The sequence below is a fragment of the Emticicia oligotrophica DSM 17448 genome (genome assembly GCF_000263195.1).
Taxonomy (GTDB): domain Bacteria; phylum Bacteroidota; class Bacteroidia; order Cytophagales; family Spirosomataceae; genus Emticicia; species Emticicia oligotrophica.
Map to the genome: position 1 here is coordinate 30,506 of NC_018743.1, position 21,511 is coordinate 52,016.

General features: G+C 38.4%; 6 protein-coding genes. All 6 read right to left on the bottom strand.

All coding sequences use genetic code 11. From position 1 onward, the window contains the following. Positions 1-16: 16 nt before the first annotated feature. The 6 genes from EMTOL_RS21245 to EMTOL_RS22070 all read right to left on the bottom strand — a co-directional run bounded on the left by EMTOL_RS21245 (position 17) and on the right by EMTOL_RS22070 (position 21,500). Positions 17-712, bottom strand: coding sequence for an IS1 family transposase (locus tag EMTOL_RS21245; RefSeq protein WP_015026368.1), 696 nt, complete (start codon positions 710-712; stop codon positions 17-19). A 432-nt stretch (positions 713-1,144) separates the two neighbouring features. Then, positions 1,145-1,594, bottom strand: coding sequence for an SMI1/KNR4 family protein (locus EMTOL_RS21250; protein WP_015026369.1), 450 nt, complete (start codon positions 1,592-1,594; stop codon positions 1,145-1,147). A 9-nt stretch (positions 1,595-1,603) separates the two neighbouring features. Continuing rightward, positions 1,604-9,763: a fibronectin type III domain-containing protein gene (locus tag EMTOL_RS21255; protein WP_015026370.1), complete on the bottom strand. Its 8,160-nt coding sequence runs from the start codon at positions 9,761-9,763 to the stop codon at positions 1,604-1,606. Between the two features lie 53 nt (positions 9,764-9,816). Then, entirely contained in the window at positions 9,817-11,661 is a 1,845-nt protein-coding gene (locus tag EMTOL_RS21260; protein ID WP_015026371.1) for a TonB-dependent receptor, read from the bottom strand. A 39-nt stretch (positions 11,662-11,700) separates the two neighbouring features. After that, positions 11,701-18,822, bottom strand: a complete 7,122-nt coding sequence (locus tag EMTOL_RS21265) for a hypothetical protein (protein WP_015026372.1) — start codon at positions 18,820-18,822, stop codon at positions 11,701-11,703. 1,766 nt (positions 18,823-20,588) lie between these two features. After that, complete coding sequence (locus EMTOL_RS22070; RefSeq protein WP_015026373.1) at positions 20,589-21,500, bottom strand: ParB N-terminal domain-containing protein; 912 nt, start codon at positions 21,498-21,500, stop codon at positions 20,589-20,591. Between the last annotated feature and the right edge of the window lie 11 nt (positions 21,501-21,511).

Here is a 21,511-nt window from a genome sequence, read left to right on the forward strand (position 1 = left end):
TAATCAAGTGGGTATTTCAATACCAAAAATATATTTTCAAAATTGCGGTTAGTACGGTGATACTTTTGCTGAAACAAATGGTTTTTCGGTTTAATCTTTTTAAATTCTTACGTAAATCTAAATTGACACGCTCAACATGATTTGTACTATATTGCTTCGTACTATGGATTTTGTTGTTTATCAAATACCGATAATTTTTGAGTTTATCAGTGAAAATTTTCTTTGGTTTAGCCAGTTCTATGGTTTTTATGACTGTATTTAAGGTTTTATTAGTACGGCTACCGATATTAAAAGTCACTATCTTTTTGGTGCTTCGCTCCAATGCCAATACAATCCAAATAGGTTTATCTTTCTTTTTGATATAGGTTCTGAGTTCATCGACTTCAAATTCTTTTCCTTTTACGATGGCTGGATGCTCGATTATTGCCGCAATTTTGCGAATACGCCCCAAAACAGTGCTTGCTGAAATGCTTAAAAGCCTGGCTATTGAGCGAATACCACAGCCTTCTTTTATCAGTGCAACAATATTGGGGCTGGTGTTTGGCTCACAAGCCTTGTAGGTATATTTTAACTGAAATCTTTTGTTACATTCTTTACACTTGTACTGCTGTTTACCCAATATTTTGCCATTTTTCAAAGTACTACCACTACATTTTGGACATCTGATAGGCTCATCCCCCAATCTGTAACACGAATGCTCTAAGGATGCCATAAAATCTGTTTTTATTGGTGAATTTCTAATTCTATTATTTAATCATTGATTTTATTGTCTTGAAATACTTTGTTTTAATGCTCAATTTTCTCTAAAATACTCATCCCCAAATTTGGAACATTGCCGGTTCATCCCCAAATCTGTAACACGAATGCTCTAAGGATGCCATAAAATCTGTTTTTATTGGTGAATTTCTAATTCTATTATTTAATCATTGATTTTATTGTCTTGAAATACTTTGTTTTAATGCTCAATTTTCTCTAAAATACTCATCCCCAAATTTGGAACATTGCCCTTGCAGGAACTGGGTAATTAGTATTTGCAGATGGATTATAGGCTCTATTATAACTTTGCACCACATTATCACCATCAATATTCTTCTGAATAGTTACCAAATCATGAGTAACACCCTCTGTTTTAATTACAAAAGGTTCAGTATCCTAACTTTATAGCTTCTTCTTCTGTAATTAAACCATCAATAAATTTTTCAAAAGAACTGCAAACAAATTCTAATGTATCTTCATCTCCGCTATCAAACTTATTTAACCAGACTTGACCAAATGTGTCGGGATTAATTGAGTAATTATAATCCCAACCACCTGAGTCTATGCCGAATGGAATAAAACCAACAATATCATAAAACAAATGACCTTCATATATTTTTTTTATTGATGCTTTATTTTCATTATCCAAATACAGGAATTGATTAATGCTGTCAAAAATACCTGATTCTCGTCTATAAACTTTTTGAATAGTTTGTTTTCCCTCGTACAGAACTATAAATTGTTTCAATCCATTCGGAATATTTATCGAATATAAAGTTTCAATTGAACTAAACCTTTCTTTAGTATTTAGGGATAAAATAATTTCTAATTGCTTCATATCTAAAATTTATTGATTATACCATAAATTATTGGGGGCATTTGAGCTATCTATGAAATATGATTTCCATTGAGCTACCGAGCCACTATGTGCCATACCCGAAATACCTGTATGAACATCACTCCTTACCAATTGCATTGTACACCACACATCTCCATTAACATCAACCTCAAAATCATCAAAATGATGCCATACATAATCCGTGGGAGCATCTAATCCTGTTAAGCCAGCTTCAATATTTGCCCTGTGAAAATCACCATCTGTACCTCGTCTTTTTCCCGACATTTTTATTCTAACAACAGGCGATTTACCTTGTGGCAATAGATTTTGTGGATATAAATATCGGTTACTTGGATTCCCTGCCATATCTTTTGTATAATCAGGAACCAATCGATTAGAACTTACTCCAACATCAATATTAGTATTCGCATTAGGGTTATATGCTCTACTATAAGTATCAATAGAATGCTCACCCCTTATATTCTTCTGAATAGTTACCAAATCATGAGTAACACCATCTGTTTTAATTACAAAAGTCATCCTACCTTGCGAATCTTCCAAAGTTTCGATGATAGTTTTTGTTTTATTTACTCCTAAATCATCTAATTTTTTTGTTAAGGCATCGGCTATTGCTTCTGCTGCATCATCTCCTACTTTTGTGCCATACTTTAATGTTGTTTTATTTTTTATAACCCAATCATTAAACTTCATGTGCCCTACTAAATCAAGCCCCTTCACACACCAACCATTACTCGGTGCAGTAGCAATGCCCATCGCTCCAACACCATACGCCTCAACACCATCAAGCATTAAACCCTCCACTATGGTAGGTTCTTTTACTATAAAGGCACTATCTACTGGTACAAAACTTTGTAAAGCTAAGCTAAACAATAAAGTGCCTTTTCTGATAGCACTTGCCATTACTTTGCCTGTTTTGCCTATAAACTCATGCTCGGTTGTACTTTTTATGACCTCCCCATTGAACCAAATTTTGGTTATTTCGGCTACTTTTTTAGATGTTTTACCCCATACGTTGCGTGTGCCAATGCTACCATCTTTTTCAAGCGTTTGTACGGTGGCGAGGGGTTGTAGGTTTTCTAATGTAGCATTAGTACCAAAAACAGCGGTATTTTGTGCCAAGCATGAGCCACATATTTTAACCAACTTGTCATCTACTTTTTCATAAATATTTTCAATCTGCTCATCGGCTTGCTTTACTACAATTTGCTCAATATCGCCAATATCATCATAGTCTATTTTTTTGCCTGCTTTAAATAAAGCAACAATATTTAAATTTTCGCCCAAACCTGCTACTTTACTCGCCAAACGGCCTGCTAATTTGCTCGTAATTTGAGGCAGTTTTTTTGCTAAATAAAGCCCTCCTGTAATTACGGCAGGGGCAACCATTGCAGTAAGCTCGCCACTGGTCCAGTAGTTGGCATCGGTAATGTAATAGCTATAGAAAAACGAAATGGCGTTTGATACAAATTCTACACTTTCTTTGGTTGGTTTTACGGGCGGTATAATCTTATAAATATCTTCGCCGCTCCAAGTACTTGGGGCTTTCTGATATACTTCGTATAACTCTTTAGGGTAATTGAGATACTCGGTGGCTATGCTTGTAGTGGCAGCCTTTGCCATGGTTATAATCCCTGAAGCCATCTCTACAAAATCCAAATCCTCAATAACCGAATGAACAAACCCTGCCACAAATGCTTCAGCTTCGGATGCTCCCGCTTTCAGTGTGCAGGTTTCTTTGTTGGTGGCATCTTTGGTGCAAGTATAGTACTTTTCTTTGGCAACTCGGCATTTTAGAATCGCAAAGAACCAATTGTAATAATAGGTTGATGTACTCGCAATTATTTTATCCCACTTGCCAAGAGTTTTGAAGCTATCAGAGCTTTGTACGTCCTTCATCTTTCGGGTGATGTAGTCTTTTTCGCAAGTTCCAATTTCACCGCCACCAAAGGCAAATAAATACACTCCCTCAAATTCAAAGACTTCTAAGGTCTGCAAACCTTTCTCTTGTGCTTCAATTTTCATTTTTTCAATATCCGCACTATTCACAGCCACCAACGTAACCTTGAGCAGCTCACCAAGTTTGCTATTGAGAGTGTTGGTGAGTTTATTGAGGTTTTCTGCCTTATCGGCACTTAGGCTTGTGTTGTTATTCTTAAAACCATCTTTATTGACATAGTTGGTAGGATTACAAGCGTTTTGGTCGGTATAATAGGCTTTTTCGGCTATATCGCCCGCAATGTCGGGGCTAATTTTAATTAGCGATTGGTCACCCGTTGGATTAAAAGTATATTTTACACTAATTTTTTGAATACCACAGCCGTTAGCATCCTTAAATTTCTTGAAATAGAAAGCATCGGTTTCGCCCGAAGTAGTTTCATAAATATCTTTTAGATAGACTTCGGGGCATAATGGTACTTTTCGGTAGCCAACAAATGATTGGTTGATATAGCCTCTGATTTCGGCAAAATAGATGCTGCCGTTCCACTTAAAGCCTTGTAGTGTACCAGCAGGAGGAAGCCCCCAAGTACCAGTAAAGCGTAATTGTATAGGCACTGCTCCAGCGGGTAATCTAACTGCCCGACCATCAGGGGCAATGTAAAGACCATTTACAGTAATATTTGCCCTTGAGTTAGTTAGAAGTTCATTTGCCGAATTATTTGTTCTTGCATTCCCCAAAGGAATGATAGTGAGTTCGATTTCTTGGGGTGGTGCTTCAAAAGCTTTTTCTTCAATGGTTACACTAGTATTCCCCTTCTCTTCTTTTGCATCCTTCACATAGAAAGTATATTTTCCAACCACCAAAGCTTCAAAAGTATCTGAACTTTGGAAGGTTGTGCCATCTTTACTATACTGATAAGGTGGCGTTCCACCCGTAGCACTTAGTTTTACACTACCATTATTTAAATCACACGAGGCATTGGTAGTAGTGGCGGTAAGCGTAAGTGGCGGAATTGCTAAAGGAAGTAGTGTGTTTGCCACAGTGCTATAAGTTGGCAAAATATTAAAATTAAATTCGCTTGTACAAACATTTCCAGTAATAGAAATTGTGAGTTGTTGCACCAAGTTTTCAATACTTTTATCATTCACAAAGCCTTGTGCCAATGTAGTAAGGTCAGTCGGGAAAACAAGCGTATTTAATTTTGGATTTGTTTTTAAGGTTTTTATTAGTTGTTCTAAAAACTCTTTTACACTTGCGGTCGTATAATTTCCGTTGGCATCTTTGCCTACGGCGGTTTGAGTGATAATGTCGCTTATCAATGGTTTCAAGAAAATCGACATTCCTTTATTGAGAGCGATATTGCATGAATTACAAGTGGTACATTCGGCGGCGGCACTTTCGTCGGCTATGATGGCAGCGTAGGTTATGGAATTATCTACAATAGGAGTGGCTGTTGTTTGTTGGGTAATAGTACGAGCATTTGCACTACTTGGCGGAGACATAAGATTAATTGTTCTTACACAATCGCTATTGTTAATTCTACAAAATGCCCTGATATAATCTTTGTCGCTTATGATAGAACCATCATAAATGATATTCCCATCCATATCTTTCCATGTAAGATTTTCAACAGGACAGCCCACCGTAAAGATTGTACGAGATTGGTTTAGTCTATTATAAAAAATTGTCTTTTTTTCTGAAGAACCAATAGCCGATACACTACTTGGGTCAACAATGGTTGCAGTAAAATCTTCACAAAAGCCCTCTAACGTAATACTTTTGCTACATTGAGGTCTGGTGCAGCTCAAGGAATAGGTAGTTAGTTCAGCAGGAATGTTGACTTCAAACGTATAAGAGCTTTGGAGGCGTCCTCCCCATATAACTTGACCAACACAATTATGTACAGTTACAATTTTCTTTGTTTTATCAAAATTATCTTTTATTTCATAATAGAAATTACCTTCACGATTAACAATATTATTGCATGTTAAAACATTGATTGCAACAGCATTTGAAGTACAGTAATTAGTACCATCATCACAAATGGCATAATAGGTGGAGTTTGATGATGGTCTAACAAGATTTGACCCTGATGAAAAAGATACTGTACCACTGCAATTACCACTGGTTGATAATGTAATAGGTTTTGTATCTGATTCAGTGTAGTAATAATCAGAAGCAGAAAGCTTAAAATCATTTGTACACGGTTTGAGAATAAAAGAAGGCTTCACAACAGCACATTGAATGTTTGTAAAACCATCTGCTTCGCAAGTAGCTTTGTATGTTTTTTCTGTTTGTGCTTTAACAGTTATTGTGTTAGTTGTTTCTCCTGTATCCCACTTTATTGTCCCTGTGCAATTATTAGCGGTAAATGTTACATTACTGTATTTATCAGCAGTGACAGAATAAGGTGATATTGTAAATGTTGGACATTGTACGGCCTTGGGTGCAATGAATACTGTAATTGCCTTAGCACATTTGGTGGTTGAGCAGGTGGCTGTATAGGTTGTGGTAGCATCTAATGATTTTATTTCGATGGTTGCCCCATTTCCTAAACCTTTATCCCATTTTACTTCTCCCGAACATCCAATCGCACTCAGAGCCACATTATTGTAGCTATCTTGTTTGCTGCTAACTTTAAAGTTATTACAATTAGGCGGAACAAAAGTTACAGTTGAAGATGCAGAACATTGGCGGGTTTCATCAATCTTACAGGTAATACTATATTTTTGGGCTTCGGTAGTTGGTATCACAGATATGCTCGTACCAGTACTACCATTCGACCAAGTTAAAGTACCTAAACATTCGCTTGCTTTTAATGTAACAGGGTCGGTGTTTTCAAAGATTTCGTTGAATGGACTAATTACAAATTTATTGCAATCGAGCTCAATCACATCAATTTTGATTACCGCTCTTACAGTATTACATTTTGATTCGTTTGGCGTACAAGTAACTGCATAATTCGTTTTTTCAGAGGGGCTAACGACTAACTGTCTATTGCTTTGTCCACTATGCTCCCATTTAATTGTGCCATTTGAACAACCTACAATGGTAAGAGGAAGACTGGTGCCTTTTATTATTTTTTTTGAAGTGGACGTTATTTCTAAATTTTCAAATATGCAGTCTTTCGAAGATTTTAATAAATAATTATCGTAGCAAGTTTTTATAACCCCGTTAACATTCTTGACGCATTTTGCATAAAAAGTAATAGGGGTTGTTCCAAGACCATTAATTTCAAAGTTATTATTTTGGTAGTCATAAGTTGGGGTACACTTTTCGCAAGCATCCCAATAAACATTTCCTCCTTCACATCCACTGACAGTAAAATTAGCTTGCCAGAAACTACCATATTCATAAATAGGGTCATTGATTTTAAAGCTTATATCTGAGCAATCAGTACTTGTTACACTAATAGTGACAGATTTAGAGCAATCTAATGTTTTACAATAGGCAGTATATGTCCTTTCTCCACTTGGTTTTGCTGTATATTTTTTACCGCGTAAATTTATATATGGTGTATCCGACCACTCTACATCATCATTTGGGCAACCACTGGCTGTCAGGGTGACAGATTGGCCTAATTCTATTGTATTAGAAGAAGAGGTTAAAATAAACCGTCCACATTTAATGTCAATTATTCCATTTACCGATGTATCATATTTGGGGACATAAATGCTGTACGAATAAATATCTCCTGATATTAGTTTACCGATATTAACCTTGGTATCATTTGACCTTACGAAATAATGCTTCTCATTACCGTTTTTATCTTTGATTGTTACATCTATTGTATAACCGTATTCTTTTGGATAATCCCATTCAAGTAAAACAGTGCCATCTGATTGTAAGCTGTACCTTACATTGGTAGGAGTAGGATTGGAAGACTTTTGAGTATCAAATAATCCTATCCCATATTTATCTACCATTTTATCACCCACATAGCCCTCAATTGTGAAACCATATTTACTTTTCTGGAGTAGATTTTTGAGATGTAAACGATTCCCAGTAACGGTTTCTATCAATTCCCCACCATCAGCGGTTTTGTAACTAATTACATATTTCGTAAAACGAGGGTCGCCTTGCCAAGTGAGAGTGGCATCGTTATAGCCAATATTGGTGGCCAATACATTTTGTATTTTTGGTGGTTTAGGGGTATTTTCTTGCTGTAACGCCTTGATTTTCTCAATAATGACATCTACTTTAGCCTTTAATGCAGGAATAGTCGGGTAACTTGTTCCAAACTCAATGGTTTGTTTGTCGGCATTGAGTTGGGTCAAGATGGCGGTCATATCGCCCAGAATTTCGGCTATTTTTGGGTCAGTTTTGCCCGAACCAAATACCTCCGAAAACTTCTCTTTCCAAGTACCAATGGCTACTTCTACACCTTTGGTATAAGTCAATAAATCTTGTTTTTCTTGTGGCGTAGCCGTTCCTTTAATTGCTATTTCGTCACCCTTTTCTTGGTATTTTTTTATGGCCACCTCTAAATCACCATGAAAAACGATAGGTTCGGTGAGTTTGATAATATCGGCAATGGTTCTGACTTGCTCATTTTGTAAGTCAGCTTGGCTGATTGGGCGAGTGCGGAAATAATCCCCCACCTCATAGACACAGCCGCCTTGTGTACCTGCTTCACCTTTTTTTGCCTTGATTCCAGCAAACTCCACCGCCATGAAAGTATTTTCAAGGAAGGGTAATCGGACAAGCCCCTTGCCAGAAAAGGGACTACTTCCATTGGTTGCAGTTACTAAAACAGCATAGTCGTAAATACCCAGTACATCGCCTATCGCAAGAGCATCTAATTCAATTGTACCTGTAATAGCACGAGGCTTTGGGTGTTCGGGGCTACATTCAGCATAAGCATCGGCATCCGTCACACATTTGGGTTTAATGATTTTGTTGAAAATGCCCTCTAAAGTCTCCACTGGTCTTGTCGTACCGTCGGCGTTGAGTGTTACGCCAATGGTGTAAGGGTCAAGAATGGCTGGGTCAAGTTCTTCCACTTCTTCATCAAACTCTGAATCATCAATTTTAAATGTGACAGGGTCAGTACTGGCATCACCCGAAGGAAGCAAATCTCCTGCACTGAGGGCGGTCATGGTGTTGGTATTATCTCCACAAGCCGAACTGAGTTTAAACTCATATTCTGTTTTATCTTTTAATCCACTAATAACTGCATTGTTATTATTCAAAGGCAATGAGTTCCAAACCGTTGTGCCTTCCTGCTTATACCAAGCCGTAATAGGATAAGTCTCGGCATCTTCGGCAGTGGCTTCACAAGTGATTTGCACTCTTCCTTTACCGATTGGGTTAATTACCATACCTTCGGGGGCTACGCAGGGCTTGCCGTAGCTAAAAGTAACCACTTGACTTTTTCCCTCATTTTCGTACTCATCGGCTCCATTGGCATCTCTTTCTTGCACCTGTACGGCATAGCGTTTTCCTTTCTCCAGCGGAATATTCCCTGCTCCATAATTAAAATAAGGATTGGTAGTGGTAATTTCAATTGGCTGAATTCCGCTATTGGCAACTACATTGGGGTCATCATCGCCGCTGAGGGGGTAGATTCTAAGTTTATAGGTTTTTCCTTGGGCGGCATTCAACGATGCCGTGCTGCGGCTCGTCCAAGAAAACAAAACATTTTGAGGAGTTGTAACGGGCAGAATCGCTCCATCCTGCGGAATATTGATGATAGGCGGATAGTTTTTGAATACATTCATCAAGGCCATACCCGTATTAGATACTTGTCTGTTTCGGTCAACTTCGTAGGCTTCTACTGTCCAAGTGTAGAGTCCTTCAGGCAAACGTCCACCATTATACAAAGCACTAATATCCACGCCATCCACAACTAAATTCGAGATATTGAAATACTCGGCTAAATCACTGGTGGTCAGCATTCTTGGTTGTCCAGGGATTAGTGTCAAGGTCTGATTTGGAATAAAGCCATCTACGGTACGAATATCAATCCCAACGCCCGACAAACGGATTTTTAGATACACATCCACCGACGGTTTAGTGAGGTCTTTGAGCAATAAATGCACCTTGAACATATCGGTACTGGTACTAATCTCCGACCATTTTAAAGAGTAGCTCGGCTTGACAATGGGCGTACAAGTAACGGGATAATTTTGGCTCCAAGCCTTGAATGAAAGGAAAAGTATTAAGAACCTTAGCGATGTAATGAAATACCTTTGGGAGTGTACCTTCATAGTGAATTATATTATTGCTTTTTTGATACCAAAGCATCAAAAAGTGTGGATGTTTATTTTTTTAAGACCTTGACTTTCGGACTTAGGGACTGCGTAAACCGATATGCATAGGCCAAATTAGTGGTTAATTCTTTAAATGAAGATGGATTAAATCCCTCCTTCCTTTGAGCGTCAGCCAGACTTTGTTTGTCTAAATAAATGATGTTCAAAGTCAAGTTATGCTTCTTTTGAATGGAATAAGTCAAGCCCACTCGACCACTAAGGATATTATTGGTTACAGCACCTTGTGCCAAAGAACTGCTATACATCAAACCCACCATCGCATTTAATTCATTGGCAAAGCCCTTGCTCAAGGTCAGGGAAGGCCCCCACATGAAATCATTGAAGGCGGCCACCTCATTTTTACTCACATTCATTGCTGCGGCCAAATTAAGTTTTTGGCTCTTGATGCCATAGCCATAATTGGCTGAAAGATTATAGAGTTTCGCAGCATTATTTTGCCCTCCCTGCTGGTCATTGCCATTTTGATAAATCAAATTAATAGCCAAATTATTGATAATATCATCCGATGCCGATGGCAAAGCAAAGTTCATCATCGCCGTGATATTTTGATTGATTTGTCTGAAATTCAGCGTATCAAGGGCATCATAGGGTGTAATTTGGGTCAGATATTCAAAACTTGAACGAAGATTTGAATAGCTCAAAAAGTTAGAATAGGAGAAATTCAAACTTGTTTTCTCGGAGGGTTGGAGAGCCACATTGGCCATCCCGACGAATCGACTTAGGGTTTGTAATTTATCTTTCGTTAAATTATCTCTTTGCAAACCTACATTGCCATTAATAGAGATTTTCCCGTTTTGAAATTGCGAAGCCACTTTTGCCGTAATATTTTCCAAGTTATTGGTAAAGTAATAGGCCCCCAAGGTACGGTATTCTGGGTCGACTCGGTTATATTCTACCCCACTCGTAAACCCCTTGCCTTTATAATCCATTCCCAAACGAATGGCTTTGTTATAAGTCGTCGAAGCATTGAGGGGCAATAAACCCACATAAGAATTAAAAAATGTTTTTTTTCTGGCACCTTCCATTCCCCGTATGTCAGTCGTCATGCCCGAAAAAGCAATTTCTGACTGAATACTGAGTTTTTTGCCAATCCCCTTTTTGAGTTTGAGCGACGTAGCTACATTGGCCTGTGGAAAAATGCGTTGGGCATCCAACGAATACGGCAAAGAATTATAACGGTCTTTGGCGGTAAATAAAATAAGCTCAGCCGCATCATTTTCTTTTTTTACGCCCAGCATTACACCCACACCAAAACGTTTAAAAGAAGGCTGGTTGTTACGAACGGTGAAAGCAGTATCCAGTCGAGTCGCCTTTTTTAAATTTCCAAGCATTAAACTTACGTAAAACTGAGCCTTTGAGGCATCTTTACTTTTAGGTTTATACTCCACCCCAATACCATCGTAGCGATGAGCCGCCAGCGTATAAGGAGAAAAATTCAAGGCACAAGTACCGATATGCAACGTCCAACCTTTGTAAGTGGGTTTTAAAACCAGTCGATTAAAAGGTTGAGTAAAACGGTAATTTCTATCAAAAGGATGAGCAAATTGTACATTCTGGTTAGAAAAGCTAAACTGCACAGGCATTTTGATTTTACCCAAAATATCCAAAGTCAGATTACCGCTGTACAAAAAGTTCAATGGTACTTGTCGATCAGCAATGCCCCAAGCATTGTAGTAGCTATGATTGGCCGTGATACCCCCATTGACTTTGATACCGCCGTTAAAAAGGTCTTTCACTCGAAAGTTCTTTAACTTTTCCAAGTCTTGGGCTTGGCTTTTTTGAAGGCCAATAACTACAAAAACTAAGATATTGAATAGTATGACGATCTTCTTCATATTTTACTCCTCCATCGGGGTGGTCATGGTTGTGGGTGGCTAATCAATAATGGCAATCCTTGTTTGGTTGACGGAATCTTCACTTCTGACAATGAGGAGGTAATTATCCGACTTCACTTTCACATCCATTTCAAATACATGCTGTAGTTTGGCCTCGCTTAAGGTTGTTTGATAGACTGTTTGTCCTGAAGATGCCCTCACTAAACTCACTTCAATAGGCTTTGCTCGAATCAAATCTACTGTAACGCTAAACTTTCCATAATTAGGATTCGGCAAAACAACCACCTTACTAATAAGTTTAGCTTTATCATAGCCTAATTTAGGGTCAGTTTTATCAACATCTTCGGGTTTGAAAACCTCAATATCATGTTTAACAAGAGCGATACAATCTCCCAGAAAGGCTTGCATCTGAACTACATATTTGCCATCATTGACAAAAGCAAACTTGATGCGTTTGATGTTTTCCTCCATCTTGTCAGCTTCGGCTGGTAATGTCCAAATCACCTTATCAGGAATTGGTTTGGTTATATCCATTGCTACGACTTCGTCTCCCACAAAAACCTGTACTGGCAATAAAAAATCTGCATCCAAAGCCTTGTCATTATTGACGAGCTCATAGGCAGCTTTCACTTCACAGCCTGACGCATTTTTAACCGACACACTGTATTTGCCCGCCACTGAAGTGGTTAAGGACTGGTGGTCTTGGCTGAGTTGCATATTTTCTTGTAAAGCCAGCTCTTTCAATGGGATTGCTGTGCCATTAAAATACCACTGAACGATCTGATTGGGGTTATTAGCATTGAGTATCAACTGCTGTCCCTTACAGACTTTTTCGGGTAAATAAGAGCTAAAATCAATCGCATTGAGTTGGGCTGGAACAGGAACTTTGACCGAGGTTTGGAGCTGACAACCATTGGCATCTTGCAATCGAATAGAATAAGTCCCCGAAGTAAGATTATCAAAAACAAATGCATCAATCGTCGATGGATTTACCATCGAAAGAACTTCATTCAATTGAGTTTTGTAAGGCGGAGTACCTCCTTTCATCGAAATGGTAATGGCTCCATTGGCATCTCCCACACAAGCAGGGGTGACCACTTTCTCTTCCGTCGCACGCAAAGCAGTTGGCCACTTCAGTACCACACTTTTGATTGTATCTTCGCATTGTTTGGCATCCAATACCTTGAATGTATATTCAGCTTGGCTGAGTTTTTCAAAAAGTCCTGTTTTGGTAGAATCAACATTATCCCGAATGAAGGTATAACCCCCATTCCCCCCAACAGCCTTAACTTCGATGATACCATTGGCTTCTCCCGCACACAAAGGATTCGCTTGCTTGACAAGGCTCATGAGAAGCTTGTCGGGTTGTTTTAAAGTAATCTCCGTCTTCTTGAAACATTGGTTCGCATCTTTGACATAGATTTGATAAGTACCAACCTTTAGGCTCTGAAAGAGGGGTTTGTCTTCGTAAATTTTATCATCCAGCGAATAAATAAAATTAGGCGTTCCGCCCGTAGTATTTATCAAAATGGAGCCATTGGCTTCCCCAAAACAACGAATCAAATCTTGGTTGATGGGAAATAACTTCAGCTCATCGGGTTGTTTCACTTCTACATTTTGGGTATAAATGCAGGCATTTTTATCCCGAACCGTCATCTGATAATTTCCAGCAAAGAGTTGATTAAACTCAGTTCCCGTTTGGAAAGCCTGTTGATTTAAGTTATACTCATAAGGCTGCGTTCCGCCTGAGGCAAAAGTATTAATTTTGCCCGTTTGGTCGCCATAACAATCATTGGTCTTGACCGTAAAACTCGCCTTTAATAATTCAGGTTCTGACAAACTTGTACTAAGTAAAAACGTACAATTATTGACATCTTTTCCAGTTACCTGATATGTTCCTGCTTTGAGATTCGTAAAAATGGGGGATGATTGAAAAGTAGTATTATCCAAAGAATAACGGTAAGGTTGAGTACCACCATTGATGCCTACTTCCAGTTTGCCCGTCTGGTTTTCAAAACAAGTCAAATCACTTTTGGACACCAAATTCAAAGACAATGGAGCGGGCTGATCAATGCTTTGTTCAATGGTTTTCACACAACCTTTACTGTCTTTGACATATACCGTAAAATTTCCAGCAGGAAAAGCTGTCAAGAGTACTGCGTTCTGATAAGTACTATTATCTTTAGAATATTGATACGGACTCGTACCACCCGTAGCGGCTAAAGTGATGGTGCCATCGCTACTGCCATTGCAAAGGGTATTACTAAAAGCCACCACCGAAGGCACGAGTAAAGTCGGTTGAGTGACGGTAATAACAGTGGAGGTTTTGGTACAACCATTGGCATCTTTGACCCAAAACTGGTAGGTATTGGCCTTTAGTCCATCAAAGACATTACTACTAACAAAGTTGGTCCCATCTATTGAGAACGTATAAGGAAGCGTTCCACCCGAAGCAATCACTTGTCCCTTGCCGTCACTTCCCGCAAAACACGAAACCTCTTGCAGTACACTCGAAGCAGTAGTTACCAAGGTAGGTTGGCTCAAAATTGGGTTTTGAGTAAAACTACAACCATTGTTGTCTTTCACCGTCACCGTATAATTCCCTGCCGAAAGATTCGTAAAATCATTACCCGATTGGTAGTTAGTGCCATCAAGTGAATATTGGTACGGACTCACCCCGCCCGTTCCGACAATGCTAATTTTTCCTGTTTGGTCGCCATTACAAAGATTACTTTGCAGTGTGATGTTGGACTGTAAGAGACTGGGTTGGCTCAAAGTCACTCGAATACTGTCCAAACAGCCAATGCGGGTTTGGGCGGATATTTTGTAGGTTCCTGCACTCAAACTACCAAAATTGGCATTCGATGAAAAGCCACCATTATTGATGGCATAAGTAAACGGCCCCATGTTATTATCGCCAAAGGCATTGATAAAACCATTATTGCCACCAAAACAAGAGATATTTCCCAAGGCCGATACTTTCAAATCCGCTCGGTTTTGTTCTTTGATTTCTACACTGACTACACTTTTGCAGGACAAGGGACTATCTTGAATGGTAATGGCGTAAGTATTGGGTGATAAATTATTGAAAGTCCGATTGCCCGAAAAATTACTGCCATTAATGGCCAAATTATAGTTTCCATTTCCACCTGTAATATTGTCAATGCTTAAATTAGCTGTTGGTATTTGACAGTTGATGGGGTTAATGGTGTAAGTAGCTTTGATGCTATTGGGTAGTTCTAAATTCACGGCTTCGGTGTAGGCACACAAATTATCGGTGACGGTAACGTAATAAGAACCATTGGGCAAATTGGTAAAACTATTATTCCCCGAAGCCGATGTTTGATTACTGATGCGATAGACATAATTTCCCTGTCCCCCTCTCACATTATTGACCACGATGCTTCCATTTTCCGTCACGCAATCAGTGGGTAATGTTTTGGCAATGTCAAATCGAATGGGGCTACTCTTGGCAATTATCGTGACAGGAAAATCTTTGGAGCAAGAGTTTTGGTCTCTGTAATTGACTACATAATTTCCAATTTTGAGATTGTCGAAATATCCACTTCCGTTAGCAGCAGTAGCTAAACCATTACCATTGAAATCTGTTCCCGATAAACTATAAGTAAAAACACCAGTGCCTCCTGAAGCACCCACTTTGAAATAGCCCGTGGCGTAACTGGCACAATCCACGTCTTGTTTTTGTAAAATAGAAATGTTGATGTCACTTGGCTCGCTCAAGTTTAGGCTAATACTGGATTGACAGCTATTGGCATCTTTGCCATAAATTGTGTAGTTTCCAGCAGATAGAGTTGTAAAAGTGCCCGAGGTTTGGAAGTTGTTATTATCTTTTGAGAATTGATATGGAGCCGTACCCCCTGACATAACTGCCTGAATACTACCTGAGTTATTTTGGTAACAAGTCAGATTAGATTGCGAGCTGATGCTTACTTGTAAAGCTTGAGCTGGTTGTAAAATATCTATAGAGATGGGTTTTGTACAACCTACGTTATCCTTGACAGTAAACACAGCAGTTCCTGCAGCAAAACCATCAAAAGTTCCCGAAGTCTGAAAATTGCTGCCATCCTTAGAAAAAGTATAGGGAGCTATTCCGCCCGTTGCAGCAATGGTAGCCGTGCCATTATTACCACCTAAGCATGAAACGTCTGTTTTACCGCTGACGCTCGGCAGAATATCGGTCGGTTGGGTCAGTGTTAGACTGCCCGTGGTTTTGATACAACCATTGGCATCTTTCACCCAAAAGCTGTAAGTACCAATCGCAAAAGAAAAATTAGCACCGCTCTGGTACGCTGTGCCATTGGCCGAATAAGTATAAGGACTGGTACCCCCACCCGCTAAGACATTGATGCTGCCATCATTGCCACCAAAACAAGTCACGTGTTTAGTGATACTCGGCGTAGCCGTCAGCACTGTTGGTTCATTGACCTTGACAGTTTGGCTATTCAAACAACCTCGACTATCCTTGGTTTGGATGGTATAGCTACCCGCTGTCAAAGCACTGAAGGTACCTGTACTGACAAAATTGATGCCGTCTCGGCTATATTGATAGCTTGGGGTGCCCCCACTTCCTACCGCTACGATTTGCCCTGTTTGGTCGGAATAGCAAAGATTATTGGTGATAGTAATCACTGCAGAAACAAGACTTGGTTCGCTAACGGTAGTATTTATACTTACTTTGCAAGCGTGGCTATCTTGTGCATAAATGGTATAGGCGTTGGCCGCTAAAGCACTAAAAGTTCCCGAGTTTTGGTAGGTTGTATTATCTTTTGAAAAAGTGTAAGGCCCCACTCCCCCTGTAGCACTCACCATGATCTGTCCCGAATTATCACCATGACAAGTCAGGTTGGTAATAACAGGGCTACTAATTACAATAGGGGTAGGTTGTAAAATACTGGTATTTGTAGTTTGGGTACAACCTTTGGCATCTTTAAGAGTAAAGGTATAATCCCCTGCCACCAGGGCTGTAAAACTGGAATCAGATTGAAAAGTAGAGCCATCCTTAGAAAACTGATAAGCCTTAGTTCCACCATTGGCTTTGAGTTTCACTACTCCCGTATTGGCACCATTACACAGCACATCTACTTTCGTATCAATGCTTAATTCTAAGGCATTTGGTTGGGTAATACTTAGAATTGCACTTTCTTTGATACAGCCGTTTGCGTCTTTTACCCAAAACTTGTAATTATTTACCCCCAAATTAGTAAATAAGTTCGAACTGACGTATATTGTACCATCCTTAGAAAATTGATAGGCAGGCCTTCCTCCCGTAGTATTTAGAGTAATCTGCCCATCCGCTCCACCATAGCAATTAATATTTTTAATATCTGGATTAATACTTAAATCACTCGGTTGAGTTATGATTTGCGAAGCCACATTGACGGTACACAGATTATCTTTGACTTTCACCGTATAGGTATTGGCACTTAAACCCGTAAAGACATTGCTCGCAACGAAGTTGGTCCCATCAATCGAATACTGTACCGTACCTGAAGGAACTCCTGCTGAAATGATGGTAATAGAACCAGTGTTTCCTCCAAAACAACTTACATCTTGGCTTGTTAATGTAGCACTTAGTGTACTGTTAATACCAATGCTTTCATTCAAGTTTTTTGTGCAACCAGCAGCGTCTTTGACCCAAAAAGTATAGGGACCAGCCCCCAAATTGGAAAATGTATTTGAGGTTTGATAATTGGTATTATTAATGCCGTACTGTAAAGTACCAATCCCTCCTGAACCATTTAACGTGATAGAGCCATTGTTTTCGCCTACGCAATTTGCATTATTTTTAGTAGCTAAAGAGAAGTTTAAGGCTGCATTTTCGTAGACATTGATATTTTTGGTGGTTTCACACCCTGAAGCATCTCGGACTTTGATGTTGTAATTTCCGGCATTGAGTCCCCCAAAGAAATTACTATTTTGAAATGCTCCACCATTGATAGCATAAAGAAATGGTGATTTTCCACCATTGACATTGGCGGTTATACTACCCGTACTGCCACCATTACAAGCGACATTCACCACACTCTCTGCTATACTCATGTCATCTACTACATTGAATTGTTGACGTGTTTTCAAAACGCCATCAACAATTACACCTACCCATTGGCTACCCGAGTTACTGGGTTGCCAAGTAATCCCCGTTCCGTAAGGTAAAACGCCCCCATTGGAAAGATTACCACTGGAAGAAGTATAAACTACTGAACGAGCAACCGTCTTTTTTAATACATTGTCGATGTAAAATTTAAAATTGGCTCCATCGAAAGTGATTTTAAAGGTAGATGCACTGAAATTTCCTGATTCAGTGTTTTCAATGGTGCCATTATAAGTATATTCTTTGATAGTAATGGTATTATTATCCCACATCCGAAACCCAATGGCTCCCAAGGCTATTTCCTGTATATCAAAAGGTAAAACCCCATTATGCTGATATTCTAAACTAAAAGGACTGCGGCCCGAGAAATTGGAATTACTGTAAAAAGCAACAGTACCATTGTAAGTAATCGACCCATTGCCATTGATGGTATAACTAATGGGGTTATTTGAGCCTTGTAGGTCTGCTCCAACAATACCACTATTTAAGGGGCTGCCATTAATGAGAAATTTACCCGAAGTATAAGTGGTTCCAAAACTACTGGTACCAATTAAAATATTGTACTTATGCAATCCGTGGGCATTGATGTTAATGGCTTCACACTTTCCCACAGAAATCGGATTTGATAAACGGTCATAAGGAGCCGATTCATCCGTCGAACCAATACCATTGCCTGAATAACTATTTCCATTAGGCACTTCTATGTACACATAATCATCTTCGACCGTACGGGAAGCGGCTACACTGCCGCAAGCATCTCTGACCTCAAATGTATCGCCTGGCTTGAGTTTACCAAAATCAAAGCTAATTTTGCAAATGCCATACGCACAAAATCCCTCGAAATAATCAACATCTTTAACCCATTTGACATTATTGACCCAAAATTGGATACCATCGGGCTGGTAACAAACTTGGTTAAAAACAGTCACCCCCGTTGATGTGTACTTAATACTTGGTAGATAAAGTTTATTTTGGGCCGATGCACCAATGGTGCTTGCACCGAAGGCTCCTACTACCAGTAAGAGCCAAAGAAGTGGTCTTAAATGCATAAACTTGTGTAAATTTATCTTACGCTTTTTCAGCAATTTGTAAGTGTGTTTGGAATAAATATGGTATCTTTTATTTTAGTGAAGGGAGCAGAAAATGTTTCACTTTGTTCTCCACTTAATTAGCATCAGATATTCATGGAAATTGATTACTTTTATTTGTTCATAAAAGGTTTGGGCTGTACAATACCCTCAACAAGTTGCATGAGCGTCATAAAGGTCTTTAAGTCTGGTCAATGTTCCCCAAAATTTCCTCTCTGAAGCTTTTTTTATTTTGACTTCACATTTCACAAGAGTCACATTATTGGGTATAGTAAATAGGGATATTAGTGCACCGAGGTAGGTTTCATAAGGAACTTCTATGCTGGTGGTTTGGGCGATGGAAGAATGCAAAAAAAACAGCAAAGTTGACATAATTATTTTATTGTAGATTACGCTGGCAAAAGTTGTACTGCCAGCAAAAATGAGAAAAAAAACCTTATTCTAAGAAAAAAAACATATTTTTTTTACATCCTTTTTAATCAATACCGCTTAATCATGGAAACAGTACCGTTCAATGAGAAAAACTTAAAATACATCCTCATTCTCCTATTATTTCAGTCGATTTTGTATCACTTACTTGAGATCACTTAGTTATAGCCCATACCTACGAAAATAGATGTATCGAGCTTACCCAATCGAAGATAGAATAATGTGATACATTTCCTATAAAAATACTGCCTTAAAAGAGTATGCTGTTGACCCATGCAAATTTACTTTCTACGTAAAAACTGCGACTTTTTACAAAGAAAATATGACTTCTTACGTAAATACTGAGACTTTCTATTCAACAAGAAAAGTGGATGTCGCTCTTATATAGTGTTGAATAAAAGAAAGTACAAAATTTGTCATCGCTTTGCTATAAAATTTCAAATTGAATTTTTGGGTACGAATATTAAAATCTGAGCGGCATTAAGAGCTCCGTTTTTCTATAAATCCCTTCAATAATAAATATTTTCTGTATCCTAAGTGGGTTTCGGCAATAGTATTGAGTGGAACACCTAATTGGTTCAGTTGAAAAATGTTGTCTTTGTCGTAGATAAATTGTTGAATTACGCCTTTGGGTTTTCCCAATTTTATTCTTCTTTCTTTTCGTGCTTTTAGCCCTTCTATGTTTTTTTTGATATAAAATCTCTTTCCAATTCTGCAACCGTTGAAAATATGGCGAGCAAAACCTTATTAGTCATATCACGTTGATTGCTTGGGTCAAGAGTAAACCTTGTTTAATAAGTAAGAATGACTTTACACTTTTTGGTTTAAATGAGTTCCTCAATAATTTGTAAAACCTCCTTGATTGACCTACCTAGTCGAGAAAGTTCAGAAACAATAAGAGGCTGTTTAAATTTTATTCAATAAATGTTTTATGGCAGAGATTTTTAATACTTCTTCTGCAGTTCTCATTAATAATTCATAATTGCGACATAATCTTCGGTCATTATCAAACTAAGCAAAGGTTCTCTCAATAATCCATCTCTTAGATATTGGCTCAAAAGAATTGTTTAGTTTGTCTGTCCTTAGAGTAATTTTAAGCATATATCCGAATTTTTTCTTTATCTCGGCTACCAAACTCCCTCGATAACCACCATCAGCCAAGATAATTTTAACTACTGTTACCATTATAGCAATCAAAAAAACATTTTTATCTATCACTACATGCCGTCCAATACCCTTTACCTTCAATAAACAATATTATAATGTGATAAATACGTTATAAAACCATAAAAGCCTAGTCAGAGTGCCTTAATTATCAATTTTATTTCAGAAATAAGGTCTCTGTATTCCTTAACTGTCAAGATTTCTGAATTTTGTTTCAATAAATTAAGTATTTTTTCCTTTACTACCAATGGCTGATTAGCCTTTTTGGGCTCCCCTACCCCTGCTTTTAATTCGCCTGTCTTGCCAAACTCAATTACTTCTGCTTTAGTTAAAAGTGATTTTCCTTGTAATACTTCTGTTCTTAAATCAGCAGGTAAGTTCTCTACACTCTTGGCGAAAAGAGCGTCATTCCTAATCGTCTTTTCTGAGATATTAAATTCCTTTGCCAAGTCTTGTGCAGTGGTTGTTTTTTCATAATGGTAAATTTTGCCATTATGCTTTTCATTAGCATTTTTATCCTCTGTTGATGCTTCGTTTTCATAATGGAAAATTTTACCATTATGCTCATCTCGCTCATACTTACCTTTTTCTTTCTTCAATGAAAGATATTTTAGACCCCTAAAATATGAGATTTGTTCAGGGTTTAAGTTTCTTCGGCCAAGCTGGTGATTAATCATATAATCTTTGGCCGAATCCATTGTCTCAAACTTTAATGGACTCGAAATCTTAAAGTCTACTAAATGATTCTTACAAATTTCATAGCGATTATGTCCATCTAAAATCACATAAACAGGGTTTTCCATCTCTGAAATACCAGCAATCTTCTCAGTTGTTAGCCAAATCGTCAATGGGTCTTTACATCCATGTTCGAGTATATTATTTTCAAGTTGCTGAAATTCCTCCTTAGTCAATGCTGGAATAAATCTTTTAAGTTCATCGACAACAATTAGGCTTTTCTTTATCTTCTCCTGTTCTGAAAATGCTGAAACAGGCAAATTCTGAGTCGCCTGATTAAAGCCCGCCATAAAATCTACTTTCTTAGCCATTGTATTTTGTA